Source organism: Staphylococcus caprae (assembly GCF_003966625.1).
Taxonomy (GTDB): Bacteria; Bacillota; Bacilli; order Staphylococcales; family Staphylococcaceae; genus Staphylococcus; species Staphylococcus caprae.
Window position 1 is genome coordinate 2,271,054 of record NZ_AP018587.1, and the last position, 26,024, is coordinate 2,297,077.

The 26,024-nt window shown below is 33.3% G+C and carries 25 protein-coding genes and 1 pseudogene; 7 read left to right on the top strand and 19 right to left on the bottom strand.

Going from position 1 to position 26,024, the window contains the following annotated elements; translation table 11 throughout:
- Positions 1–139 precede the first annotated feature (139 nt).
- The 17 genes and pseudogenes from JMUB898_RS10945 to tagG all read right to left on the bottom strand — a co-directional run bounded on the left by JMUB898_RS10945 (position 140) and on the right by tagG (position 17,310).
- The gene (locus JMUB898_RS10945; protein WP_002441344.1) at positions 140–1,189 is read right to left on the bottom strand and encodes an alpha/beta hydrolase; all 1,050 of its coding nucleotides are present in this window, start codon (positions 1,187–1,189) and stop codon (positions 140–142) included.
- 176 nt (positions 1,190–1,365) lie between these two features.
- Positions 1,366–2,433, bottom strand: coding sequence for a YkvI family membrane protein (locus tag JMUB898_RS10950; protein ID WP_002441342.1), 1,068 nt, complete (start codon positions 2,431–2,433; stop codon positions 1,366–1,368).
- A 174-nt stretch (positions 2,434–2,607) separates the two neighbouring features.
- On the bottom strand, positions 2,608–3,108 hold the full coding sequence (locus tag JMUB898_RS10955; RefSeq protein WP_002441340.1) for a hypothetical protein: 501 nt from the start codon (positions 3,106–3,108) through the stop codon (positions 2,608–2,610).
- Positions 3,109–3,171: 63 nt separating this feature from the next.
- The gene (gene dhaM / locus JMUB898_RS10960) at positions 3,172–3,549 is read right to left on the bottom strand and encodes a dihydroxyacetone kinase phosphoryl donor subunit DhaM (protein WP_002441338.1); all 378 of its coding nucleotides are present in this window, start codon (positions 3,547–3,549) and stop codon (positions 3,172–3,174) included.
- Entirely contained in the window at positions 3,549–4,127 is a 579-nt protein-coding gene (gene dhaL / locus JMUB898_RS10965; RefSeq protein ID WP_002441336.1) for a dihydroxyacetone kinase subunit DhaL, read from the bottom strand. Before dhaL ends, dhaM begins: the two co-directional genes overlap by 1 nt.
- A gap of 41 nt (positions 4,128–4,168) precedes the next feature.
- Positions 4,169–5,137, bottom strand: a complete 969-nt coding sequence (gene dhaK / locus JMUB898_RS10970; RefSeq protein ID WP_002441334.1) for a dihydroxyacetone kinase subunit DhaK — start codon at positions 5,135–5,137, stop codon at positions 4,169–4,171.
- 190 nt (positions 5,138–5,327) lie between these two features.
- Positions 5,328–6,344, bottom strand: coding sequence for a FecCD family ABC transporter permease (locus JMUB898_RS10975; protein ID WP_002441332.1), 1,017 nt, complete (start codon positions 6,342–6,344; stop codon positions 5,328–5,330).
- The gene (locus JMUB898_RS10980; RefSeq protein ID WP_002441329.1) at positions 6,341–7,345 is read right to left on the bottom strand and encodes a FecCD family ABC transporter permease; all 1,005 of its coding nucleotides are present in this window, start codon (positions 7,343–7,345) and stop codon (positions 6,341–6,343) included. The genes JMUB898_RS10975 and JMUB898_RS10980 overlap by 4 nt, the downstream gene beginning before the upstream one ends.
- Positions 7,346–7,372: 27 nt before the next feature.
- Positions 7,373–8,170: an ABC transporter ATP-binding protein gene (locus JMUB898_RS10985; RefSeq protein WP_002441326.1), complete on the bottom strand. Its 798-nt coding sequence runs from the start codon at positions 8,168–8,170 to the stop codon at positions 7,373–7,375.
- A gap of 352 nt (positions 8,171–8,522) precedes the next feature.
- Positions 8,523–9,356: a YitT family protein gene (locus JMUB898_RS10990; protein ID WP_002441324.1), complete on the bottom strand. Its 834-nt coding sequence runs from the start codon at positions 9,354–9,356 to the stop codon at positions 8,523–8,525.
- A 213-nt stretch (positions 9,357–9,569) separates the two neighbouring features.
- Positions 9,570–9,661 (bottom strand): annotated as a pseudogene (locus JMUB898_RS10995) (hypothetical protein).
- 220 nt (positions 9,662–9,881) lie between these two features.
- Positions 9,882–11,111 carry a NupC/NupG family nucleoside CNT transporter gene (locus JMUB898_RS11000; protein ID WP_002441322.1) on the bottom strand — a complete coding sequence of 410 codons (1,230 nt, stop codon included), beginning with the start codon at positions 11,109–11,111 and terminating at the stop codon, positions 9,882–9,884.
- 302 nt (positions 11,112–11,413) lie between these two features.
- Positions 11,414–13,141 carry an ABC transporter ATP-binding protein gene (locus tag JMUB898_RS11005; protein WP_002441320.1) on the bottom strand — a complete coding sequence of 576 codons (1,728 nt, stop codon included), beginning with the start codon at positions 13,139–13,141 and terminating at the stop codon, positions 11,414–11,416.
- 484 nt (positions 13,142–13,625) lie between these two features.
- Positions 13,626–14,024: a glycerol-3-phosphate cytidylyltransferase gene (gene tagD / locus JMUB898_RS11010; protein ID WP_002441318.1), complete on the bottom strand. Its 399-nt coding sequence runs from the start codon at positions 14,022–14,024 to the stop codon at positions 13,626–13,628.
- 151 nt (positions 14,025–14,175) lie between these two features.
- Complete coding sequence (locus JMUB898_RS11015; RefSeq protein WP_002441317.1) at positions 14,176–15,240, bottom strand: glycosyltransferase family 2 protein; 1,065 nt, start codon at positions 15,238–15,240, stop codon at positions 14,176–14,178.
- Positions 15,237–16,331, bottom strand: coding sequence for a teichoic acid glycerol-phosphate primase TarB (gene tarB, locus JMUB898_RS11020; protein ID WP_044466940.1), 1,095 nt, complete (start codon positions 16,329–16,331; stop codon positions 15,237–15,239). Before tarB ends, JMUB898_RS11015 begins: the two co-directional genes overlap by 4 nt.
- Before the next feature lie 166 nt (positions 16,332–16,497).
- A complete protein-coding gene (tagG, locus tag JMUB898_RS11025; protein WP_002441312.1) occupies positions 16,498–17,310 on the bottom strand; it encodes a teichoic acids export ABC transporter permease subunit TagG in 813 nt (270 codons plus the stop codon).
- A 392-nt stretch (positions 17,311–17,702) separates the two neighbouring features.
- On the opposite strand from tagG, the gene tagH reads away from it, so the two are divergent.
- The 3 genes from tagH to JMUB898_RS11040 all read left to right on the top strand — a co-directional run bounded on the left by tagH (position 17,703) and on the right by JMUB898_RS11040 (position 20,197).
- Entirely contained in the window at positions 17,703–18,497 is a 795-nt protein-coding gene (tagH, locus tag JMUB898_RS11030; RefSeq protein WP_037541157.1) for a teichoic acids export ABC transporter ATP-binding subunit TagH, read from the top strand.
- Between the two features lie 108 nt (positions 18,498–18,605).
- Positions 18,606–18,968: a Na-translocating system protein MpsC family protein gene (locus JMUB898_RS11035; RefSeq protein WP_037541156.1), complete on the top strand. Its 363-nt coding sequence runs from the start codon at positions 18,606–18,608 to the stop codon at positions 18,966–18,968.
- A gap of 203 nt (positions 18,969–19,171) precedes the next feature.
- The gene (locus JMUB898_RS11040; protein ID WP_002441306.1) at positions 19,172–20,197 is read left to right on the top strand and encodes an NAD-dependent formate dehydrogenase; all 1,026 of its coding nucleotides are present in this window, start codon (positions 19,172–19,174) and stop codon (positions 20,195–20,197) included.
- Positions 20,198–20,639: 442 nt separating this feature from the next.
- Here JMUB898_RS11040 and tarA read toward each other — a convergent pair whose 3' ends face one another.
- Positions 20,640–21,398 (bottom strand): N-acetylglucosaminyldiphosphoundecaprenol N-acetyl-beta-D-mannosaminyltransferase TarA, encoded by a 759-nt coding sequence (gene tarA / locus JMUB898_RS11045; RefSeq protein WP_002441304.1) that lies wholly within the window; start codon positions 21,396–21,398, stop codon positions 20,640–20,642.
- 229 nt (positions 21,399–21,627) lie between these two features.
- Here tarA and JMUB898_RS11050 point away from each other — a divergent pair, with 229 nt between their 5' ends.
- Entirely contained in the window at positions 21,628–22,374 is a 747-nt protein-coding gene (locus JMUB898_RS11050) for a M50 family metallopeptidase (protein ID WP_002441302.1), read from the top strand.
- Positions 22,375–22,427: 53 nt separating this feature from the next.
- On the opposite strand, the gene JMUB898_RS11055 is transcribed toward JMUB898_RS11050, so the two are convergent.
- Complete coding sequence (locus JMUB898_RS11055) at positions 22,428–23,075, bottom strand: metal-dependent transcriptional regulator (protein ID WP_002441300.1); 648 nt, start codon at positions 23,073–23,075, stop codon at positions 22,428–22,430.
- A 121-nt stretch (positions 23,076–23,196) separates the two neighbouring features.
- On the opposite strand from JMUB898_RS11055, the gene JMUB898_RS11060 reads away from it, so the two are divergent.
- From JMUB898_RS11060 to mntC, 3 genes are read left to right on the top strand one after another with little or no spacing between them, the layout of a single operon-like run.
- Positions 23,197–23,952, top strand: coding sequence for a metal ABC transporter ATP-binding protein (locus JMUB898_RS11060; protein ID WP_002441298.1), 756 nt, complete (start codon positions 23,197–23,199; stop codon positions 23,950–23,952).
- Positions 23,946–24,782, top strand: coding sequence for a metal ABC transporter permease (locus tag JMUB898_RS11065; protein ID WP_002441296.1), 837 nt, complete (start codon positions 23,946–23,948; stop codon positions 24,780–24,782). The genes JMUB898_RS11060 and JMUB898_RS11065 overlap by 7 nt, the downstream gene beginning before the upstream one ends.
- Entirely contained in the window at positions 24,779–25,705 is a 927-nt protein-coding gene (gene mntC / locus JMUB898_RS11070; protein WP_002441293.1) for a manganese ABC transporter substrate-binding lipoprotein MntC, read from the top strand. The genes JMUB898_RS11065 and mntC overlap by 4 nt, the downstream gene beginning before the upstream one ends.
- Positions 25,706–26,024: the final 319 nt, after the last annotated feature.

Consider the following 26,024-nt stretch of genomic DNA (forward strand, 5'->3'; position numbering starts at 1 on the left):
GTTGCTATCAATCAACGCTCCATCAATATTGAAGTTTGATAATATTTTCGTTGTGACATCTAATTTGAATGATGATAAATAATAAGAGGCAAATCGCTATCATTTAAATTCATGATAACGATTTGCCTCTTTTTCTAGTTTATTCGTATGGATATAGTGACACACTGTTATTGGTTTGATTACCAGAATTCACATCTGTAGATTCTCCACTTTCTACACCTGAAGATGAAGTATTTCTACTTAAGAATAATAGTACTTTCTTAATATTTTCTTTCGATTCAGGCTTCTCTAAATGGAATTGATACTGATGATGTAAATGATGTGTACCATTATAAAATAGTGTATCGACAGGTACATTTTCTGATTTAAGTGCTTTATAAAATGACTTATTCTGACTGTAAAATGGATCAGCATCTCCAACTGATAAATACGTTGGCGGATATTGTTTAGTTACTTGATTAATCGTTGACATTTGAGATAAATTCTTGAAATTTGTTTCCCAATTATTCATTCCAGTATAACTTTTCATAAATAGTTGAATTCTAGGAAATTCTGTCGCTTTCACTGTTTTCATATCATAGAAACCGCCAAAGAAGATGGCTGCTTTAATCTGAGAAGGCTCAAATTGTTGTTCGAAATGCATTTCTTTACGTAAGTCTTTATTCGTTTGCATTGCAACGTATTGACTTGTTAATTGAGCCCCCGCTGAATCACCGCCAATCACAACTTGGTTGAAATCAATTGGAAGTTCATGTTTATTTTTCTTTATAAATTTGACTGCTTGATTAAGTTGTTCAAGAGGTGTTGGATATTTATATTGTGGCGCTAATGCATAATTAACATTCACGACGATGTAACCTTGTTCAGCTATTTTAGATAGTAGAGGATTTTTATATTGCTTGTCTCCTGCTATAAATCCACCTCCATGCATCCAGAAGATGACGGGTAATTTCGTATCCTTACTCATATCTGAAGGTGTTATAATATCTAATTTACTATTAGGTAATCCCTCGCCATAAGAGATATTTTGAAATAATTTTACATTCTTATTATTGATTCGTACGTGTTCTCTACCTTGTTGCTTTTCTTGTCCTTTGTCATAATGACTTTTCAAGTGCAAACCTAATACCACTGCAACTAAGATAATGATGAGTGACGTCACCAACAACCATTTATACTTTTCTTTCATTATTGATAATCCTCTCACGTCATGACTTTCTATATATTATTTATGTCTAAACTTGTTCAGGCTTATTACTTTTCCAGAAAATAAAGAAAAAGCAATTCACCTTTTAAATGAAAGACGAATTGCTTTTAAGATTAAATCAATCGTTTTAAATTGTAAAGTGTATGCAAAGTAACAACTTATGCAATATGGTCTTCATCATCATTTTTACGTTTAAAGTACTTAATGAGTACTGCTACAACAATGAAGAGACCTACGACACCCATAAATTTATATAGTACATTAATTAAATCAGCAAAACCTACGAAACTTAATACATAGGCTGCAATCATCATAATGACTATAAAGACATGGTATTTCTTACTATATGGTATCGTGAAACGTGCTGCGAATGAATAGCACAATCCTAAAATTGTATTATACATTACAGCTAACATGATAAATGTTAGAACAAGCCCAATCCATGGATGAATGTCATTAGCTAAATTTAATGTAGGAATATCTGCGTTTTTAATTTTCGGATATTCTGTTTGTAGTGAAAAGTTAATTAATGCGAGTAAGATGGTATAAACGACACCGCCGAACAATGCACCAGCACCGGAAACTCTACGTTTAGATGCATCGCCGCCAATAGCAACAATCGTACTAAATCCAACTGCAAACGCAAGTCCACCATAAACAAGCCCCCAGAAAATACCTTTCCAAATGCTTGTGTCAGGTACCGTACTATTAACTTCCGCTATAGAAATATTTCCTGTAAATAAATAATATACAGCAATCAATATAACCATAACGATCAAGAATGGTGTCACAATACCTAGAGCTCTTACAATTTTATTAAAATCAAGTAATAAAGTTAAATAAATAATGATTGTCATAATAAGGGCGCCTAACCAAGTGGGAATATTAAAACTTTGGTTAAACGTTGAACCTGAACCGGCAATCATTGTTACGGCAATTCCAAATAAGAAAAAGACAAGAATGTAATCGAAAACTTTACTAAATTTTTCGCCAAAAATGTATTGTAATGTAGATTCATGGTTCGTAGCTGAAAAGGCTGTACCAATTTTAGCTACTTGTCTACCAATAAATCCTAAAATGAAACCTGAAATTAAAACACCGATATACGACCATAATCCAAACGGTGTAAAGAATTGCATGACTTCTTGTCCTGTTGAGAATCCCGCACCTACAACGATGCCAACGTATGCAAAGCCTATTTTTATTGCTTCTTTATTCAGCCCCATTTAAAAGATAACCTCCTTAGATTTTCACAGTGAGCATTATAACGTACTGTTTTTTATTTTCAACCCTGCTTGATCAACTTATAACGAAATGTATAAATCTTAGAAAAAGTGTATAAAAATAGCCATTAAAGTTGGGTAACTCTAATGACTATATCGAGAATGTTATATAATTACTTAACGTGCATCTCTATGTTTGTTTAATTCATTAATATCAACAACAATGTTGTCCATACGTTTTGCAGTGTCTTTAAGCACATTACGTGCTACATTATTATTTGGATCAAGTTTAAGAATTCGTTTAGCTACATCGAATGCTTTCTTGTCAGAAATGACTGGTTCAGGAATAGCATGAAGCAATAACATTTGTAGTAAACTTTTAACTTCATTTCCGTTAGTGAGTTTTATGGAAGAATCAGCATGATAATAAGCTGAATCTAAAGCACCTTCATATTCGCTCAACGGATATACAAGTAATAAAAATGCCAAATCATGCAATTCTGATGATTCTTCAACTTTAATCATATCCAGAATACATGTGTAAAACATCATACTTTCTACTTCATGAGCGCTAGAAATATATGCCTCTTCAAATTCCATAAAATCTGTTTCGGACATTAATTGTCTTACCTGCTCAAATTCGCCATTCAATACATGTTTCTTTATAAGATGTTGCATGGCTATGTCCTCCTATTACCCAGATTTTATTTAACAGTTATATTAATAATATCATACTTAAAGCTAAGTTTCACTCGAAAAATGAGTATTGTTTACCTCTTCGATAGCTTCTTTCATATTGCCTCCAGTTGATAACTTCACTGCCGCGGTAAAACTACCTTCAACAAGAGGTGCATTGATTTTAACAATCTCATATTGACCTTCATACATTTCAATTGCCATATCTAAATTCATTTCCGAAGATCCTAAATCATAAAAGCATAGTGCATCATCTTCTATATGATTAATCATCTTTTGTATTTCATCAAATGACGTACCAATCGAACCATCTTCTGTACCACCATGAGCCTTGATGTCGACATTATTTACCATCTGTTCAAGTAAATCCTTTGTACCTTTTGCAATATCAGCACTGTGACTAACTAATACAATCGTTGTCATTACGACTCATCTCCCATTAAAGCGTTCAGAATGTAAACCATGCTTTGCGCTCCTGGATCAATATATCCTTTTGAATCTTCTTTAAAATATGACGCACGACCTTTCGTTGCTACCATATCTTTAGTATCATCCGCATAACTTTGTAATTTTTCTAAATTTAATTTTTCATCTTTTTGAAGTGCTTCATTCGCTCTCTCAACCACGTCGTACATTGTTTTTTCATTTAATTCAACTTTACCTCTTTGCGCAATCGCATCCGCAAACGTTTTTAGTAACTCTTTTAAATTATCGTTATCAATTTCGTCTTTAACGACACTCGCCATTTTGACGAAACTAAAGCCATATAACGGACCTGAGGCACCACCAATTTTAGACATAAGCGTCATCCCAGTTGTTTTAAATAGTGAAGCCATGTCACTATCGTCAATATTGCCCTCTAAATGAGAGAAACCTCGTTCCATATTCACACCGTGGTCACCATCACCAATGGCTCTATCTAAGTCTGTTAATTCCTCTTCTTTTTCTTTAAAAGTATCTGCTAAACTTAGCAATTGTGCTTTCATTTCTTTTACGTTCATCTCTGACACCTCTACATTGTATAATTATTCATCATTTACTTTTACGCATTAAAATAAAGGCTTGTTGTAGGTGCTAAAAAGGCTTTAAGCCATTCTTCTTTAGCAGGTACAAGTGTGATTGAGAAGCCTTGCATATCAAGTGACGTCATGAAATTACCTACGTACCAATGTTTTACCCCGTAATGCTTGTCATTAAATAATTCACTCAGATATTTCGTTACAATATTCAGTTCAGATTGAGGTGTGCCTCCCATACCATTGACCATGACAATATAATCATCGGCAGAGATTTCTTGTTCTAATTTTTCAACTAATGTTGAAATAATTTGATTAATTGGTTGGATGGATTCACGATGTAAACCCTTTTCTCCATGTATACCAACACCAATTTCCATCTCATTGTCTTCAATATCGAAACCATATCTACCTGTCGTAGGAACCATTGGAGGTGTTAAAGCCATTCCAATACTTTTAATTTCTGGTAGCAATATTTCTACTTTTTCTTTTATTTCATTTAATGCTAGTCCTTTTTCCGCTAAAAATCCTGCGTACTTATGAACCAAAACAGTACCTGCAACACCTCTACGTTGATCAGGCTCGCTAATAGCAATATCATCTCTAACTATAACCGTTTCAACTTGTATGCCTTCCATTTCAGCCATTTCTTGTGCCATTTCAAAATTCATGACATCGCCAGCATAATTTTTAACTATAAGTAATACCCCGTCGCCATTATCTACTGCTTTGATTGCTTCTAATATTTTATCTGGAGTAGGCGAAGTAAAGACTTCCCCACAAACAGCTGCATCTAACATACCTTGAGCTACGTAACCCGCATGTGCAGGTTCATGACCACTTCCTCCTCCAGATACAAGTGCAACGCCCGATTGTTTTTTATCTTTACGTACCACTACCGTATCTTCAATTACATCTAATTCAGGATTTGCAATTTTTAGGCCATCTAACATGTCACTTAAAAATTGTTGTCTATCTTTTATTAATTTCTTCATGAAAACCCCTCCTTATTAATTTATCATCAGTATAAAACACGTCTATATATCATCGCTAATGTTATGTGTGTCTTCTATAAAATGTTCACAAATAGACTTACCTTTTCTAAAAAATGATTTCATCTTGTTTGAAATATATACAAAAGCCGCCATTAAAATCGATTTGATTTTAATGACGGCTATAACAAATTTATACGCTTTTTGTTCTATACATGAGATATAAGAAGTATGGTGCTCCAATAATGGCAACAACAATTCCTGCGGGCACGCCAGATGGTTGTAAGATGACTTTTCCTAATGTATCAGAGAATACAAGTAAAAATGCACCAACTAAAATCGCTATAGGTAAGAAAAGTTGATGACGAGGACCCACGATGCGTTTAGCAATATGAGGTCCCATTAAACCAATAAATGAAATCGCACCAGCAACGGCTACAGCTACTGAAGATAAGATAACAGCGATAAAGAACAAGATTATTCTTTCACGTTCAACTTTAATACCCAATCCTTTCGCTATATGTTCATGCGTATTAATAATATTTAATTCATTAGATTTAAATAGAAGATACGGAACAATGACGATCATCCATGGAATAAATGCGATAACAAATGTCCAATCGTCTCCCCATATACTACCTGCAAACCATGAGGCCATAAACTCAGATTGATCTTCATCAAATTTTGACATCAGTGTTATAGAGCCACCATATAGTGCGGTTTGCATACCAACACCGATCAATACCATACTTGCTGGAGTTAGCCCATGATATTTATTGATACTGAACACAAATATCACTAAAGCTGTAGCAATGCCGCCAATTAAACTAATCACAGGTAATGCGTATACGAAGTTATCTGGCTTCACTTGACCGATTGTCACAAATAAAGCAATCGCGAAACCACCGCCTGCATTAATACCTAGAATGCCAGGTTCTGCAATAGGGTTCTTCGTTACACTTTGAATAACAGCACCACTCAAACTTAATGCAGCACCCGCTAAAATCGTAATGAGCATTCGAGGTAAACGGAAATCGATAAGAATGAGCGAATCTGTATAATCTCCTTGACCTAATAGTGTTTTGAAGAAGTTAGACACTGGAATTTTATATTCACCAGAAGCGATACTCCATGTACATGCTGCAAAAAGTAGAACAGCAAATATGATGAAAGTAATGATTTGCTTGCGTCTTAATCTAGGATCTATCATATTGAGCGCCCTCCTTTTTTAACAAGGTATAAAAAGTATGGCACGCCAATAAATGAAATAATCGCTCCTACAGGGGCTTCACCTAATAATCTTGCAAGCATATCGGCAATCAGAACTAAAATGCCTCCAAATAATGCTGTAAGTGGAATGACTTTAGAATAATCTGTACCTATAATAAAACGAACAATATGTGGCACCATCAAACCTACAAAGGCAATTTGGCCAACCATCGCAACCGCTACGCCAGCAAGTATCATAGATAAAATCATGCTTATCCCACGAATGACTGAAACATTTTGACCTAAACCTTTAGCGAGTGATTCACCTAAATTTAAAATTGTAAGTTGTTTACTAATTAATAAGATGAAAATTAACGTAATGATAACTATGGGGCCACTCCAAATTAATTGTCCCCATGTCGTACCAGAGACGCCCCCTGCACTCCAAAATGTTAGTGACTGATTTAATCTAAATACGAGTGCAACACCTTGGCTTAAAGCTGTAAGCAACGCACTGATAGCTGCACCTGCTAAAATGATTCTCATTGGGTTAAATCCATCTCGTCTAGAACGTCCTATCATTAAAACGATAAAACCACCGAGTAATGCACCTAGAAACCCTGAAACCATTAATAATAAAAACGGCGCTTCTGGGTAGAAGGCATAAGTCATCGCCAGCCCAAACGTAGCGCCTGAATTCAAACCTATTAAACTCGGATCAGCAAGTCCATTTTTTGTAACACCTTGGATAACTGCACCAGAAACCGCTAAAGCCATACCAACTAATACTGCACCTAAATCTCTAGGGATTCTAATTTCGCTAATAATATTATGATCTTGATTTTTTGGATTATAATTGAAAATTGCATCAAAAATAGTTGGAATACTAACATGTGCTTTTCCAAATATAATAGAAAGAAATAGTGCTAGAATTAGCACTATTATACTTCCTATTATGAGAGAAACGAACTTGATGTTTTCATTTTTATTTTTTTCAAACATGGTTATTTATCCCTTTTGCCTTCCCTATTACGAATACGTCTTGCAAAATAAATCATAAGTAACAAGGAGGGGTTTACCAGTTCGCGGATCTTGATCAAGAACAACATCAATATTAAATACTTTTTCTAAAATGTCTTTCGTAAGTACTTCTTGTGTTGAGCCATTTGCAACGATATTTCCATCTTTCATTGCAATAAGATGATCTGAGAAACGAATTGCTTGATTAATATCATGTAATACCATCACGATCGTACAGCCTTGTTCTTCATTTAATTTTTGGACGAGTTCTAAAATTTCTAATTGGTGGCAAATATCTAGATAAGTGGTAGGTTCATCTAAAAAGATAATATCAGTACGTTGTGCTAGAGCCATTGCTATCCACACACGTTGTCTTTGACCACCACTTAAGTCATTAATTGAACGATGACGGAAATCACTTGTTCCTGTAACTGTTAACGCCCAATCAATTTCTTTTTTATCTTCAGCTGATAAACGACCAAAGCCTTTTTGATGTGGGAAACGTCCATAAGAAACTAACTCACCAACTGTTAAACCATCAGCAACTTCAGGTGATTGAGGTAAAATTGCGATTTTCTTAGCAATTTCTTTTGTGGATTGCGCGTGAATACTTTCGCCATCTAAATTAATTGCGCCATCTTTAATGGATAATAAACGAGATAGCGCTTTGAGCAATGTTGACTTCCCACAACCGTTTGGCCCAATAATAGAAGTCACCTTACCATCTGGTATTTCTACATCTAAATTATTAATAATCGTAGTGTCTCCATAACCAATTTTCACTTGTTCTCCGTTTAAACGACTCATAGTTCCCCTACTTTCATTTATAAATAATGCATTTATATCGTAAAAACATAGTATTTTCGTTAAAAGTTTATCGTTTATTTGATTACCAACTGTAATTGATAATCATTATCATAGACTATATTATAACATCTCTATTCAAGATTGACTAACAAATATTGATATGAATTGTTTAATACATTTTAATTTTTTCGAAAACTAGACTAACGAAAACGAAGTTGCAACGAGAAATTTAATACTAAATAGATGATTAAATTATGGATAAAAAATTAAGCTCTAAGACAATTTCTTAAAATCATCTTAGAGCTAATATTTCAGGATCAATATCCAATTCTAGCGTCATTTTTATTTAAATTTATTCATCTACTAAAAAGCCATTACCATACACATCACGTACATCGTGAATAACGAGAAAAGCATTTTCGTCAATATTTCTAATGATACGTTTTGCACGTGAAACTTGTGTTTTAGAAATCACTACATAGAGCACATCTTTTTCTTCGCGCGTATAATAACCATGGCCGTTTAAAATTGTTAAACCTCTACCCACTTGTTCATCGATTGCTTTTGCAACTTCATCAGGTGTACTTGAAATAATTGTCATTGCCTTTTTCGTATTGAGTCCTTCAATCACATATTCCATTACTTTCGTTCCAATATATAGCGAAATCACTGTGACAAGTGCTTTATCTAATGATATTTGAGTTAGTGAAATCAATACCACAAGTAAATCAAAGAATAGTAACGCATAAGGTGTACTAATATCCAGATATTTATTAACAATTCTTGCTAAAATAACTGTACCAGCAGTAGTTCCGCCTGCTAATACAATAACTCCTATACCGACGCCGATACATATTCCACCAAATACTGCGTTAACAATCAAGTTACCAGTATGAACATGCCAAGATTCTGTTAGATCTAAAAATATGGAAATAAGAATCGTCGCAACGATCGTTAGATACATGCTGCGCTTACTCAAGTACTTATATCCAACTATGATTAAAATAGCGTTGACTACAAAGTTAGTAATCGCAGGTGATAAATGGAATGCATAATATAACACAATCGCTATTCCGGTAACGCCTCCCTCACCTAAATTACCAGAGATAATAAACGCATTAACACCTGCTGAGAATATGAATGAACCAGCAATAACTAATAATATATCTCGAATTGTTTTATTCATTCAATCACCCCTTTAATTTTTCTCTCATGTATCAAAATGGTAGCATACGCTTATAATTTCTCACAATAATATACTCACAAATAATTTTATTTTTAACAAAAGCATTAATTATAGAACACAAATAAATTATTTTTTTATCCATACTGTGCTAGCTCGTAAAAAAACAGGTTAATAAAACGCCAATAGACAAATAAATTTAAATTTTCTGAATTTTTAATTTACTTTTAAAGAAAGGTCTGCTATAATGATTTTAACTTCTTGAAAGAGAAGTTATCTCCTTTGTGTTGTTTATAGTAACAAAACAAATTTTGCTCGAAGTACTGTGACAGTACCTAGTCCTTACCGTTACAAGTACATTAATATTCATTTCCCATAAAAGCCAAGTATAAGAAGTGTCTCCTCACTTTCTATACTTGGTTTTTATCATTTTCCTAAATATAAATATACCTCATAAAATACAAAAGAGTGAACGTTCGCTACCTACGACGTTCACTCTTTTTCATACTCTATTTATTAGAAATCATATTACCAAGCAAATAAACCTACAAATGCTGCAGTAAGTAATGACACTAAAATACCTGCAAGAAGCATCATCGGTACATACTTAGATACAAAATCTGATGTTTTCTTATCAACAATTCCTTTTAACGTACCTACAATCATACCAATCGTTGAGAAGTTCGCAAATGATACTAAGAACGTTGATATCACAGCACGATGATGTGGTGAGAATGAATTCACTTGTTTAGAAATCTCACCCATAACAACGAACTCATTAGTTACAATCTTCTTAGCCATTTGTTGTGCGACATCCCATCCTTCGTTGAAAGGTAGACCTAATAATAAAGCAAATGGATACATGAAGACACCTAAAATTTGGTTTAGACCAAAACTTCCTTTCCAGCCAAAACCTTGAGCAATTAGACCGGTAATCAGATTAATGAAACGATCGATTAAGTCTGCCAATGCGACGAAACTAATAACAAATGCGATTATAATAAGTACTAATTTACCTGCTGCTAAAACTGAATCTCCTAAGAAAGAGAAGAAAGGTTGACGTTCGACTTGATGATCTTTAATGCTATAGATGATATCTTCTTTTTCTTCCACTGAAACAGGATTCAGAATAGACGATACAATTATTGCGTTGATAATATTAAGTGGTATCGCTGTCAGTACAAGCTCACCAGGAATCATTTGTACATAAGCTCCGACAATCGCACCTGAGACTGAACTCATAGACATCATAGCTACTGTCAGTACACGCATTTCGTTCATACGTTTCAGTTGTTCATTAGATACAGCCAACGCTTCAGTATTTCCTAAGAACATCATTTCAACACCAAAGAATGACTCGAATTTAGGCTGACGTGTAATCTTCGCGAGCACCCAGCCAATTCCCCCAATAATCTTTGGAAGTATATTGAAATACATTAATATATCAAATAAAGGTACGATAAGTAAGATAGGAAACAGGGCACTTACAGCCATATCCATTTGCTTTCCAGATGTGAAACTGGCGAAAGCGAATCCTGTACCCTGATGCGCGGATTCTATGACCCAAGCAATACCATTTGCCGCGCCTTTAACTCCATTTCTTCCCCAATCAAAATAAATAAAGAACCATGCTAAGAATAAATTCAAAATAACTAAGATTAATATCGATTTCCATTGGATATTTTTGCGATTTCTTGAACATAACACAGCCACACCAAGAAAGACGATTAACCCAATGATATTAATTAATAAAAACATTTGGCACCTACCTATTTAATATTTGTCATTTATATATTTATTTAAAACTCACTCAAAACTGTAAGACCATCAAATATTTGATCATAATTATCCCTATAAATATTGAACAATATAAGACTTTAATATTTTGAAAACGTTTGTTTTCCGTACTATTTGACATTATGTATATAAAAAGTTCTCTTAATCTTACAAAATTCATTATACCACTTGTAAATTTGGGTTAAAATAACGATTTTACAAAATATTTACGTAAATAATACTAAAAAAACACGCTCCACATTTTCGTGGAACGTGACTTGACGCTAATCTGATAATTTTTGAGATGTGACAAAGTTTTTATATTTTTCATGGGATTGCATTAATTCTCCATGTGTACCTTTACCAGTAACTTGACCTTTATCAATGAAAATAATTTGACCTGCTTTTTTAATAGTAGAAAGACGATGCGCAATCACAACAGTTGTTCTACCTTCCATTAATGTTTCAAGTGCTTCTTGAATCTTAACTTCACTTTCACTATCTAAGTTAGCGGTAGCTTCATCTAATAAAAGAATATCTGGATTCTTAACAAAACTTCTAGCTATATCAATACGTTGACGTTGGCCACCAGATAATTTAAGTCCTCGTTCACCAACCATAGTGTCATATCCTTCATCGAACTGCATAATGAATTCATGACAATTTGCTAATTTGGCATATTCAATTAATTCTTCGTCTGTTACTTCTCTATTAATACCATATAAAATATTGTCTCTAATCGTACCGCTCATCATTGAGTTAGACTGCATCACGTAACCGATTTTAGTACGCCATTTTGATAGTGGAATATCATAAATACTACGGTCGTTATATTTAATGTCACCACTTTCAATCTCATACATACGCTCAATTAAATTGAAAATAGTACTTTTACCTGAACCAGAAGGTCCTACAAAGGCACTTACTTTACCTTGAGGTATATCAAATGATACATCATCAAGAATCTTCTTGATGTCATATTTGAAATCTACATGTTCAAAGCTTAATTCACCATCTTCTACAAGGTCATTTTCAGACTCAGATAGTGCTTCAGTTCGTTCAATTGGCTCTTGCATGATTTCATAGATACGGTGACTTGCTCCGACTGCTTTTTTATAATCTGTAACCAAAGTAGATAGATTGATCAATGGCATAGATAATTGAATCACATAGAAAATCATTGCAATTAATGTACCTGGTGTAATAGCACCTGTTCCGATTTCTAATGCACCAAATCCAAGAATAATCGCAATCGTAAGTAACATCACGACGCCTGAGATTGGTTGAACAATTGCTGAAATTTTAGCTTGTTTTAAACCTAGATGATAGATTTTCTTTAAATTTACATGTGCATTATCTAACTCTAATCTTTCAGTATTAGAAACTTTAACCAGTCTCATTTCAGTTAACACTCTACCAAGTAAACCACTAAAATTAGCGATTTCAGTTTGTGTATTTGTAGAAATTCTTTGCATCACACGTCCTAATGGGATCATGATAAAGACAAATACTGGTATGGTGATAAAGGTTAGCAATGTTAATTTCCAATCCATGATAAATAACATGATTAATGAACCTATTAAAGTTAATACAGATGGTAATAAATTAGGTAACTTTTGAGAAATAAATTCATTAATAACCTTTGTGTCATCAGTGAGACGGCTCATTAATTGACCACTTTCGTTTTTATCAAAGAACGGCATTTTTAATTGGATGATATGTTCCCACAATATTGATCGAATGGCATATATAATTTTCTCACCAATTTTACTGAGTAAGTATAGACCAACACCACTCAGCAATGCATTGACTAAGAAAATTGCACCAAAGATAGCTATCATGCCCCAATTCATACTACTTACAGAAAATTTATCAACTAAACGTCCTGTAAATAGAGGCACTAATAAACCACTTAAACTTCCTAACGAAGTAATAATGACCGCTGCAATGATTAACCCGTATGGCCACGAAAGCCTTTTAAATAAGAAAAATAAAGGGTTTTGTTGTTTCATTTGTTATACCTCGTCTTTAATTGTCATATTTTCATTTTGCTCAATCATACTATATATCCATCTCAATCCCAAATAATAAAGTGATTCGCAATTTATTTTATTAAAGAAAACATTTAGCTTCATTGGATAGATTTATTCTTAAAAATAACTAGCACTTACTCATATATATACGAGGCTGGGACCTTTAACATTTATGCTCTGGGAAACCGATTAACGGCGTCCCAAAAGCAGGATTTTCGGCAGTAACACTCACAATTCGACAAAATTTGAGAAACAATTTTGCTCACTGTTCGGTCCTGATCAAATCCTAAACTCTTTTGTCCCGACCGCTTGTTCTACGTTCATTATAACTATGTTCTTCGTAATTGTTATTATAACACCTTTTGATTGAACTGACGAAAGTGTTTCCCTATTCTTTTATACTTTTAAATAATAAAAAACAGACATACCATCTTTGGATAGTACATCTGTTTGATATTCTAAATTATTTCGCGTCTTTACCATATAATTCTTGTTTAATCTTAGTTGTTGAGATTCCTTCTGTACGATTAAGATAAATCACTTCGCATTTATCCTTTAAGAAATCAAATTCGCCTTCCCAATCGTGGCCCATAACAAAGACATCAACATCAAAGCGATCAACATCTTTTTCTTTTTGACCCCAACCTTCTTCAGGAATCACTAAATCAACATAACGAATTGACTCTAGCATCATTTTACGTTGTTCATAATCATAATAAGACTTTTTATTTTTGATTTGGTTGAATTCATCTGTAGAGAGTGCAACGATAAGGTAATCGCCCATTTCACGTGCTCTTCTCAATAATTCGATATGACCATAATGTAACAAATCATATGTACCATAAGTAATTACTCGTTTCATGATACGTATTCTCCTTAACTTAAAATTTAATAAAAATTTACAATCTTAATGTAGCATAAATATTTAACCCTTACCATTAATTCAATAATAGTTGATAACTTGGTTTTTCACACTATAAATGTGCTCTAAACCGAAATTTAATGTCTCTTAACTACTTTCTCAACACACGCTTGAGTGATTGCTTCCCTGAAAATGATACACGTTTCGGTAGCACTGACACTTTAAAGCGTAAGTAACCCGGACGTCCGATGCCTACTTCACTTAAAGCCTTCCTCCACTGCTGATACAAATCCTTTGTCCAATTTGTCGCGCTTTGTTCAACCGCTCTAACAATTCTAAACATGGCATTTCCGGAATAATGTGTATGTTGCATGGAATGAATATATGATATCACGCTATCCATCAATGATTGCGTCATTTGGCTATTCTTCATTAAGTGCGCTTGAATGAGATAGCTGACAATTAAATTATCCATTCGATAACTATAATATGTCTTTTCATCAGTCAATAATAATAAATCCATTACACGTTGGCGCACCTTCAAGGCATCTTTCATATAAGGTAAGAACGTATCAGCGCGTTGAGCAGTGACTGACCCTTCTCTCTCATTATATCCATAAACGATGTTAGGTATGAGTTGAATATCTCGTGCTTTAGAAAATGCCCTCACGATAAATGTATGTTCCTCACAAAATACGACATCTTCATCAAAACGTAATCCTGCGTACTTAGCACTGAACAACTTCGCTCCAGGGCCAATGGATTGCATAATTTCAGGCTTACGATCAAGTGTAACTAACGCATCTTCCACTATATCTTCATGAGTAGGAATCACTTTCCATTCTCCATTTACACCTCTAGCAATTTGTCCTATCACTACGTCAGTTTCTTCATTTTTCTGAAAGGCTTCTACCAATAAATCAATTCTACTTGGTAAGAATTCATCATCTGCATCTAAGAACAGGAATCCTTCAACGTCATCAGACATTGCATCTAAACCAACATTTCTACTACGGGCTGCACCTTGGTTATCTTGATTAATGACCTTAATATTTGGATGTACTTTTTGAAGTTCTGTAAGAACGCGTTTCGTATTGTCAGTCGAACCATCGTTAACACATATAATCTCATAATCTGATTGTGTATCAACTGAGAGTATCGCACGTTTTATCGTATCTTCAGCATTATACGCCGGAATAATTATTGCTAATTTCATTGTTTCACCAACTTATTTATAAAATTAACTAACTGGCTTAAACTTGCTTTCGTATTATATTGATGCCAAGAGTGAAATAGAGGTTGAAATTCTTTCTTCGCTTTCCCTAATGCCTGAATTAAACTTGTTTCATCAGCAAATTTATATTTTTTCGGAATTTCATAATAGAAAGGATTTAAACCTCTTACTTTTTCATAGTCTTCCTCATCATAGTTATAAAATAACGTAGGTTTATTTAATAGACTAGCTTCAATAGGCAATGAACTGTAATCACTTATAATGACATCTGCCATCACCATTAATGAAGCAACATCTATATCTTGAGAAGTATCTCTTTCGCTAATGGAAGGATGCAAGTGACTCATTAATGTATATTCTGGTAATTGTTGCTCAAATATTTCTTTATTTATTGTTCGATTTGCAACCTTCGATTCTCTATATGTCGGTACGTAAACAGCTAATTTGTTCTTAATATGATACTTCTCTTTTAATCTTTGTTGTTCTTTTTCAATATTCATATTCAAATATTTCACTAATCTAGGAAGTCCAAACTTTAACATTTGTTCAGGTTGAGCTTCAAACGATGCTTCAAAACAACGTGCCATTTCATCTCCACCAACCAAGTAATAATCTGTTGCATTATAAACACGTTTATATTGCTCGACCATCGCTTTATTATTCAAATCAACTTGGTGATCAGTAAGTCCAAAATCTTTAAGTGCCCCCGAAGCATGCCATGTTTGAATAACTGTTTGCCCTTTTTTCTTATGATATCCACCCATCATTAAGTAATAAGTGTCGATAACAATCACTTTTGCTGTACTTAACGCTTTCATGTGACTCACAATATTTTTATTCCCCGCTGGAATGAATGTTGTATTTTCCAAGCCTTCAATAAGTGAGTGATCTTGTATTTTACCAATAATTGTTAAGTGATAACCCTGTTGATGAAGCGCTTCGATAATCGGAAGTACATCCTGCTTGAAGGTCATCATCACAACAATATGGTCACGCTTTAACTTTAGTGGCTTATATATCATATTTAATAACGTAATCATTATCATATATACTTTTTTAATTAGAATTCTCATGTTTTCACCGTCTTTAATTACTCAATCGTATTTCTAAATTATATACGATTCTCTCTCACTTAGAAAATGATAGCCGCCACTTTCACGCTCGTAAATAAGTCTTAGATGGTTTCATTTTCAAAAAATGCCTCGATCCTAAATGGACCAAGGCAATTGATATATAGTATTACAAGAAATCAGCAAAATGATCTCTATAACGTTTATGAAGTATTGAACCAATAATAAAGAATACGATGATGATGCAAATGTTATATAACATCAACTTCCAATGGTCGATAAAATACCATTGATGGAATAAAATTGCTGCACGATATGACTCAGCGATAAAGTACACTGGATTAAACATCATAATTTTGTGAATAATGCCACTTACACCATGGTTCTTTGGTACCCAAAGAATTGGAGACATATAGAATAATATTCTCATTAATGCTTGCATGATCATTTGCGTATCTCTAACAAGTATCCCTAATGTAGACGTTAAAAGTGCTACAGATGATGTTAATAAATATGCAAAAGGCACATAAATCAATAATTGTATAATATGAATGGTAGGAAAAATCCCTTTAAACATACATGCTATGATAATAATGACTAACAGTCCTAAATGACCATAGAATCTACTTGTAACAATATATGTTGGAATAATTGATAACGGGAAATTCATTTTAGCAACTTGATTAAATTTTTGTGAAATAGATTTGGTACCTTCAAGTACCCCTTGGTTAATAAAGAACCACATACTAATTCCTACGAGTAACCAAAATACAAATGGAATACCATGAATAGGTGCGTTACTTCTAATTCCTAGACCGAAAACAATCCAGTAAACCATAATTTGTAAGGCAGGATTTAAAATTTCCCATGCCATACCTAAATAGTTACTATGATTTGAGATTTTAATTTGAAATTGTGCCAGTCTTTGAATTAAATAGAAGTTTTTAATATGTTCTTTTAAAACAGTTCCAACTGCTGACATTAAACCCAACCACGCTTTCTCAATGCAATAGAACACGATCTATTGTAAAACTTTAATAATGAGTCTTTTAAACTTACTTTTTCAATTTAACTTTATTTGAAATGATAGCTTATTGTTTATTACAAGCTTATTATATTATACAATCATTTACGTTAAAAACTGTAACGATCATCATCTTTAAATTTTATGTGTATAATAAGATGCTTAAAGGAATGACAAAATTTTTAATACATTCGTTCGTTTCACATATTTCTTAAAATAAGTATATGATGATTTAAATTTTACTTAGTTTTAACAAAATCACCTATACACTTTACACCAGGTTAATAAATTTAACAACTGATGTGTTGTATATTATAATCTATACAAATGTATATAAGGAAGGTACCAAAATGAGTGTTTCGGTAAATATTGAAAATGTAACAAAAGAATACCGTATATATAGAAATAATAAAGATCGTATCAAAGATGCCTTAATACCTAAAAATAAAAATAAAACTTTCTTCGCTTTAGATAACGTTTCACTCACTGCCCATGAAGGTGATGTCATCGGATTAGTGGGCATCAATGGGTCAGGCAAATCTACATTAAGTAATATGATTGGTGGATCATTGTCCCCTACTTCAGGAGAGATCGAAAGACATGGCGACGTTAGTGTGATTGCCATTAATGCAGGTCTTAATGGACAATTGACAGGCGTTGAAAATATTGAATTTAAAATGTTATGCATGGGGTTCAAACGTAAAGAAATCAAAGAATTAATGCCAAAGATTATTGATTTTAGTGAATTAGGTGAATTTATTTATCAACCTGTTAAAAAATATTCAAGTGGTATGCGTGCGAAGTTAGGTTTTTCAATTAACGTCACTGTTAATCCTGATATTTTAGTTATTGACGAAGCATTATCTGTTGGGGATCAAACTTTCACTCAAAAATGCTTAGATAAAATCTATGAATTTAAAGAGGCTAAAAAAACTATATTCTTTGTTAGCCATAATATTCGCCAAGTTAGAGAATTCTGTACTAAGATTGCTTGGATTGAAGGCGGCAAACTTAAAGATTTTGGCGAACTTGAGGACGTCTTACCTAAATATGAAGAATTTTTAAAATCATTTAAGAAGAAATCAAAAGCTGAACAAAAAGCCTTTAGAAATGAATTAGACGAAACACGTTTCGTGGTCAAATAATTATTTTCAATTAATTTGAGCTTATCCCTTTTCAAAATACGAAACTCGTATTATGATGAAAATAAGAGTTACACAAAGTTGTCACAAATAAAGCGTAAATTAAAGAGGGTGACAGAGATAGTATCTAATAAGAAAACCCAACAATTTGCGAATTTAGTACGCTCTTATCGTAAATCTTATATTGGTAAAGGTCCAGAACAAGTTAAAGTCTTTTTCAAAGATAATTGGGCAGTTTGTCATATGTCTGGAAGTTTAAGTAAAGTTGAAAATTTTTATTTGCGAAATAAAGATTTTGAGAGTATGCTTAAATATGGACGTACTGAAGAAATTAAAGAATTATATAAACAAAATCCTCCTGTAGAGATGGAGGAACTTGTCGGAGCAAAATTCGTAAAACTTTTTACAGATGTTAATTTAGAAGACGACGAAGTAGTGTCGATTTTCGTTTTTGATAGATCAATTGAAGAATAAATTTAATATTATGGGATTGGTGTAAGGTACTCAGTGCTGTTTGCTAACCCACTTTGTTCGAATAATTATGTGAGTCATACATATATTTGAGGAGGTGGTTAAAACAAATAGGCTGAGTATTTTTTTATAAACGTTATAAGTGCTCTCATCATAGAATTACTAAAGTTTTAGTAAAAAATTCTAAATTTAGGAGTGTATAGATTATGAAAATTGTAGCATTATTCCCAGAAACAGATGAAGGTTTAGATAACCAATTATTAAACACTGACAAAGCAATCGGTCTTAGAGAATTCTTAAAAGATTCAGACCATGAATTAGTTATCTTAAAAAATGGTGAAGAAGATTTAGATAAACACTTAAGTGACATGGACATTGTTATCAGTGCTCCATTCTATCCTGCATATATGACTAAAGAAAGAATCGAAAAAGCACCAAACTTAAAATTAGCTATCACAGCTGGTGTAGGTTCTGACCATGTTGATTTAGATGCAGCAAGTAAACACGATGTAGGTGTTGTTGAAGTAACTGGTAGTAATACAGTAAGTGTTGCTGAACATGCCGTAATGGACTTACTTATTGTATTACGTAACTTTATGGAAGGACACCGTCAATCAGTTGAAGGCGAATGGGATTTATCTAAAGTTGGTAACCAAGCTCGCGAACTACAAAATAAAACAATCGGTATCTTTGGTTTCGGTCGTATTGGTCAATTAGTTGCTGAACGCTTAAAACCATTCAACGTAACGATTCAACACTATGACCCAATCAATCAAAAAGATAACGAAAACTCTAAATTTGTTGAATTCGAAGAACTTGTAAAAACAAGTGATGCAATCACTATTCACGCACCATTAACACCTTCTACAGATAACTTATTCGATGAAGATGTGTTAAGCAAAATGAAAAAAGGTAGCTATTTAGTTAATACTGCACGTGGTAAAATCGTGAACACTCAAGCATTAGTTGATGCTGTTAATAGTGGTCAAATTCAAGGTTATGCCGGTGACGTATGGTACCCACAACCAGCTCCAGCAGATCACCCTTGGAGAACTATGCCTAGAAACGGTATGACTATTCACTATTCAGGTATGACTTTAGAATCTCAAAAACGTATTGAAGATGGTGTTAAAGATATCTTAAATCGTTTCTTTAATAATGAAGCATTCCAAGACAAAGATGTTATTGTTTCTAGCGGAAAAATTTCAAGCTCAAGCTATACTGCTAAATAATTGCACTATAACGGAAAAATAAATGTTATTCTGATTCATTTTTGTTCAAAATAAAAACTCAACTATTTCAATAATTACAACCCTAACTACAAATGAAATATTAAAAAGAGGCATGGCTATTAAAAGCGCCATATCAGACTTAATAGTTACGATGTACTCTTTGTGCTTAAGTCAATGTCTAGAAGGCTAATGCGTTAACGTTATACCTTTCCCAAAAATCAAAATTGTTATTAGCCGTGTAAGTTCCCCTGTTCGCTTACACTAAGACATTGAACAAGCTTTCAACAACCTTGATATTATTTATAAATCTAATTACACACTCAATTACTTTCTACCCCTTCCCTGTGAAGTAATTGAGTAGTCAAAACCTTAAAATAATGTTATCCCTTTTCAAATAGAAAGAGAGAGGTGGCCTCCCTGAACCACCTCTCTCTATTTTTAATTATTTCGATTTCATTTTTCTTTTTTGTTTTGCTACTTTTAGCATAAATTTTGGAATACTTACCATTCTTCCAATTCTCTTCCAATCAATGAGTAATCTAAATACCCATTCAATATTTAGCTTTTGGAATATCTTAGGCGCACGCTTTTTGGCACCACTTAGCACTTCAAAAGAGCCTCCAACACCCATCATTACTGTTTGTAATAATTTATCGTGATGTTTATGGATCCATTGTTCTTGTTTAGGGAAGCCCATACCTACAAAAATATAATCTGGATTGAAACTTGTTATACGTTTGACGACCGTTTCATCCTCTAAATTGATGTAACCGTGATGATGTGCAAAGGTAACATTAGGATATTTTAAATTTAACTTACGTTCAGCCGCTTCGATAATTTCATTTTTAGAACCAAGCAAATAAACACGTTGGTGCTTAGCATTAGCAATTTTTAAGCATTCTTCAAGTAATTCAATTCCTGGAACACGTCGTCTTAATGGTTCATTCAAACGTTTAGAGGCTTTAACAACCCCCGTGCCATCAGCTACAACATAATCTGCTTCATTGATTAAATCCATATATGAAGGGTGCTCTGTTGCATAATCTACAATTTCAGGGTTAGCTGTCACTATAAATAAATTTTGATTTTCATTTTTTTCAAAAAATGATTTAATATTTTTAGTCATTTCCAACATCGTCGTGTTGTTAAATTGAACACCTAGTATATTTACTTTACTGTTATTGAATTGCTCGTTATTCATCCCTAAAGCCCCACTTCACTTCGTGTATTATTCTATTTATATTATTTACCATTAGAATTTTAATTACTTTCTCTTTAAAAATGTACGGTCTATTTTACCACATCGAAAATTAAACTAGAAATGTTTACGTCCTAATTTACATCTAAAGTCCAAAAGCCATAAACTACATTTTCATTTATAATAAATTTTAAGTGATTATAATAAAATCTATTACACGAGGTTCACATTCATGACATACCTAGAAAACTTTTTCACAACAGTCATTCATTTAAATATTTATTTAATCATTTTGATAAGCATTGTATACATCGTCATTCATCAACATCGACATAAAAGTATCAATCAATTTTTAGATGTTTACCTTAATTATATTCCAGTTTTAACACATGAGTTCGGACATGTTTTATTTAATAGACTTGCAGGTGGACGCGCTAAAGATCTTGTTATTGTTACAAGTCCTAAAGAACGACAATCAACCTTGCAACAAGGCTACGCCATTACACAATCGAGAAGTTATCTTGGACAATTCATTACTACCATTGGCGGCTATTTAATGCCACCGATTATGTTTTTAATTGGCTTAGTAGCCGCACATTATCAACACCCAAGTATTTTCCTAGTATCATATCTATTTATTTTTATTTACTTTTTAATTTTAACATCTCGTAAATTATCACCTATCATAGTCATATTGCTTATTGGAATACTACTTTACTTTTTATTCAAACATGATAATCAAATGATAATGTATGATATTGTGTCACTAAGTTATCATTTCATTTTAGGTGTCCTTTTAGGGGAAATTCTTCAATCCTCATGGACGATATTTAACCTAACCTTCCAACGTCCTAAGCCGAGTTGGGATGGCAGTGCTTTAACTGAGATTACTAGAGTCCCTACAGTCATTTATAGTGTGTTATGGATTGCCTTCAATCTCTATACAGTTTATCTACTTATCAAATATACGATTTTATAAAAAAGCTTAAGCTCTTAATGATTTACACATTTTTTCATTAAGAACTTAAGCTTTTATTGTTTGTCAGCAAAGATATTCATCGCATTCTCATAACTTAATATCGTCACTATATCGTTTCGTTTAATGATAATCACTTTGTTTGTGTCATCCTTTGAAACGATTTCGACTTCATTGCCTATATAAATATCTTTACTGGAAAGATATACAAGTAGCTCTGTTTTATCACGTACACGTCTCACCACAACATGATCCCCAGGTTCAAATTCTAGTATAGATGTCGTATATAACTCTTTATATTGATGATCTCTTGGAATCACACCACCATGAGGACACGTTTCAGGATAATTTAATGTTTTATCTAAACGTTCTACAAACAAGTCGGAAATGCGGTGTTCAAGGATTTCCGCCTCTTGATGAACCTCTTCCCAATTGTAATGTAAGATTTCTATTAAAAATAACTCCAATAAACGATGACGTTTAATGATATCGAGCGTTTGGTTAAGACCCGCTTCTGTTAAACGTGCACCTTTATAGTGTTTTGTTTCTACATAGCCTTCCTTTTCTAAGCGTCCTATCATTTCACTGACAGATGGTGGTTTAATATTTAGAAATTGAGATAATTGTTTATTTGACACAAAGGATACATCGCCGTCATTCGTTAAAATTGCTTTCAAGTAATCCTCTTTTTCTTCAGTTAACATCATTTCACCTCACACGCATTCACCTTATTGTATCATGAATTCACTTGACATGTTAAAACTTCAACGTTTATTATAAAATAAATTAGGTTAACCTAAACTTTTAATTAGGAGGTTATAATTTTTGTTAAAAATAGACCAATTAAATCTATTTCTAGGGAAAAAGCATGTACTTAAAAATGTCTCTTTCTCTTTACCTATAAGTGGTGAAATTGTTGGCATCGTTGGTCCTAATGGCGCTGGGAAATCGTCATTACTGAAAGCTTTTATTGGGGAATTTAAAGCCACAGGGACAAAGTTGCTATATGACCGCCCTATACATACTCAACTAAGATATATCACATACATTCCTCAAAAAGCACAATTAGATTTAGATTTTCCTATCAAAGTAGAACAAGTTGTGCTTTCAGGTTGCTATCAAGTCATCGGATGGTTTAAAAGACCAGAAATCACCGAAAAGACTAAACTCAATCAATTGCTCAAAGATTTAGAATTAGACGAGTTACGTCATAGGCAAATTTCTCAATTAAGTGGTGGACAATTACAACGTGTACTTGTCGCAAGAGCATTAATGAGTGATAGTGATATCTACTGTTTTGATGAACCCTTTGTTGGCATCGATATTTACAGTGAACAACTCATCATGAATAAGATTAGACATCTTAAACATTTAGGGAAATTAATTTTGATTGTGCATCATGATTTATCAAAAGCTGAACAATACTTCGATCGTATTTTATTGCTCAATCAGACTATAAGATACTTAGGCGCACCTAAAGAAGCGTTATCTTCTGAACGTTTAAATGCAACATTCATGAATTTTGATAATCATTTATCACCACTTGAATCTACACAAGGGAGTGCGTGTGTTAAATGTTAGACTTCTTTAATCATTTGTTAAGTTATCAATTTTTAAATCGTGCATTAATCACTTCTATTCTAGTAGGGATTGTGTGCGGTACAGTGGGAAGCATTATCGTTCTTAGAGGACTATCTTTAATGGGAGACGCTATGAGTCATGCCGTACTACCTGGCGTGGCATTATCATTCCTCTTCAATATTCCAATGTTTATCGGAGCATTAGTGACAGGAATGATCGCAAGTTTATTTATCGGTTTTATCACTTCTAAGAGTAAGACAAAACCAGATGCTGCTATAGGGATTAGTTTTACAGCTTTCCTAGCTACAGGAGTCATTATTATTAGCTTAATTAACAGTACAACTGACCTATATCACATTTTATTCGGTAATTTACTTGCCATTACGAATCAATCATTTTGGACAACAATCATTATCGGTATAAGTGTGATTACACTCATTATTATATTCTACAGACCTTTAATGATTTCTACCTTTGATGAAACATTTAGCCGAATGAGTGGACTAAACACTACATTAATTCATTACTTCGTCATGCTCTTACTTGCACTTGTAACAGTCGCAAGTATTCAGACCGTAGGAATTATCCTTGTTGTCGCTTTACTCATCACACCTGCTTCAACAGCATTTCTAATCAGTAAGCAGTTGTACAGCATGATGATTATTGCAAGCATCATTAGTGTAGTAAGTTCAATTATCGGATTGTACTTTAGTTATATTTATAACGTACCAAGTGGCGCAACAATCGTCCTTTGTACATTCACAATTTACGTAATTACATTAGCTAGCACTAGAATTATAAACAGACAGAAAAGAGGCGCTTTAACTTGAAGAAAATCTTTGCTTTAGCATTAGCATTTATCATGATTCTTGCAGCATGTGGGAATCAGCACAATGAGCATAGCTCTCATGGTGGTAAGTTACAAGTTGTAACAACAAACTCAATTCTTTACGACATGGTTAAGCATGTTGGTGGCGATAAAGTGGACGTTCATAGCATTGTACCGGTCGGCCAAGACCCACATGAATATGAGGTGAAACCTAAAGATATCAAGGCGCTCACTGATGCTGATGTCATTTTCTATAATGGATTAAATCTTGAAACTGGTAACGGTTGGTTTGAAAAGGCACTTAAACAAGCAGGAAAGTCTACGAAAGATAAGAGTGTGATCGCAACATCTAAAGACGTCGATCCTATTTATTTAAATGGTGAAAATGGCAACAAGAGCAAACAAGATCCACATGCATGGTTAAGTTTAGATAACGGTATTAAATATGTTAAAACAATTCAACAAACGTTAATTCATTATGATAAACAACATCAATCAACATTTAAAAAGCATGGTAAAGCCTATTTGGCTGAACTTGAAAAGCTAAATAAAAATAGTAAAAACAAATTCGATGATATTCCTAAAGATCAACGTGCCATGATGACAAGTGAAGGTGCATTTAAATACTTTGCTAAACAATTTAACGTCAAACCAGGTTACATCTGGGAGATTAATACTGAGAAACAAGGAACTCCGGGACAAATGAAACAAGCGATTCGCTTTGTTAAAGACAACCACTTAAAACATCTATTAGTCGAAACAAGTGTTGATAAAAAAGCGATGCAAAGTCTATCTGAAGAAACAAATAAAGATATTTACGGAGAAGTATTTACAGATTCTATTGGTAAAGAAGGAACAAAAGGAGATTCATACTACAAAATGATGAAATCCAATATCGATACAATTCATGGCAGCATGAAGTAGTAGAGGTATATAGAAATATTTAGAATTCTCGGATGAACATATTTAGTCTATCTCACTATCACTTCCGTTCATACATTTAATACTGGACGCACAATAAAATGTGATGTGACTACTTACAACCATTCCATGATTATGTTCATCCTGAGTGATTCTAATGCATCAAACATACATATGTTGTAAGAATATAACTAGCAGTCCCATATCGTGTGTTTTTCATTTATATTACCCTCCTATAATATAAACTACATCTTTTTACACACGATATGGTGGTGTTAGTTAGGAGTATATTTCGCACAAACATAATAGAGCCCCACTCTCT

Bases quoted from the DNA above. Each gene is read 5' to 3' on its own strand.
- JMUB898_RS10945 (WP_002441344.1), bottom strand. From the start codon at position 1,189: ATGAAAGAAAAGTATAAATGGTTGTTGGTGACGTCACTCATCATTATC.
- JMUB898_RS10950 (WP_002441342.1), bottom strand. From the start codon at position 2,433: ATGGGGCTGAATAAAGAAGCAATAAAAATAGGCTTTGCATACGTTGGC.
- JMUB898_RS10955 (WP_002441340.1), bottom strand. From the start codon at position 3,108: ATGCAACATCTTATAAAGAAACATGTATTGAATGGCGAATTTGAGCAG.
- dhaM (WP_002441338.1), bottom strand. From the start codon at position 3,549: ATGACAACGATTGTATTAGTTAGTCACAGTGCTGATATTGCAAAAGGT.
- dhaL (WP_002441336.1), bottom strand. From the start codon at position 4,127: ATGAACGTAAAAGAAATGAAAGCACAATTGCTAAGTTTAGCAGATACT.
- dhaK (WP_002441334.1), bottom strand. From the start codon at position 5,137: ATGAAGAAATTAATAAAAGATAGACAACAATTTTTAAGTGACATGTTA.
- JMUB898_RS10975 (WP_002441332.1), bottom strand. From the start codon at position 6,344: ATGATAGATCCTAGATTAAGACGCAAGCAAATCATTACTTTCATCATA.
- JMUB898_RS10980 (WP_002441329.1), bottom strand. From the start codon at position 7,345: ATGTTTGAAAAAAATAAAAATGAAAACATCAAGTTCGTTTCTCTCATA.
- JMUB898_RS10985 (WP_002441326.1), bottom strand. From the start codon at position 8,170: ATGAGTCGTTTAAACGGAGAACAAGTGAAAATTGGTTATGGAGACACT.
- JMUB898_RS10990 (WP_002441324.1), bottom strand. From the start codon at position 9,356: ATGAATAAAACAATTCGAGATATATTATTAGTTATTGCTGGTTCATTC.
- JMUB898_RS11000 (WP_002441322.1), bottom strand. From the start codon at position 11,111: ATGTTTTTATTAATTAATATCATTGGGTTAATCGTCTTTCTTGGTGTG.
- JMUB898_RS11005 (WP_002441320.1), bottom strand. From the start codon at position 13,141: ATGAAACAACAAAACCCTTTATTTTTCTTATTTAAAAGGCTTTCGTGG.
- tagD (WP_002441318.1), bottom strand. From the start codon at position 14,024: ATGAAACGAGTAATTACTTATGGTACATATGATTTGTTACATTATGGT.
- JMUB898_RS11015 (WP_002441317.1), bottom strand. From the start codon at position 15,240: ATGAAATTAGCAATAATTATTCCGGCGTATAATGCTGAAGATACGATA.
- tarB (WP_044466940.1), bottom strand. From the start codon at position 16,331: ATGAGAATTCTAATTAAAAAAGTATATATGATAATGATTACGTTATTA.
- tagG (WP_002441312.1), bottom strand. From the start codon at position 17,310: ATGTCAGCAGTTGGAACTGTTTTAAAAGAACATATTAAAAACTTCTAT.
- tagH (WP_037541157.1), top strand. From the start codon at position 17,703: ATGAGTGTTTCGGTAAATATTGAAAATGTAACAAAAGAATACCGTATA.
- JMUB898_RS11040 (WP_002441306.1), top strand. From the start codon at position 19,172: ATGAAAATTGTAGCATTATTCCCAGAAACAGATGAAGGTTTAGATAAC.
- tarA (WP_002441304.1), bottom strand. From the start codon at position 21,398: ATGAATAACGAGCAATTCAATAACAGTAAAGTAAATATACTAGGTGTT.
- JMUB898_RS11050 (WP_002441302.1), top strand. From the start codon at position 21,628: ATGACATACCTAGAAAACTTTTTCACAACAGTCATTCATTTAAATATT.
- JMUB898_RS11055 (WP_002441300.1), bottom strand. From the start codon at position 23,075: ATGTTAACTGAAGAAAAAGAGGATTACTTGAAAGCAATTTTAACGAAT.
- JMUB898_RS11065 (WP_002441296.1), top strand. From the start codon at position 23,946: ATGTTAGACTTCTTTAATCATTTGTTAAGTTATCAATTTTTAAATCGT.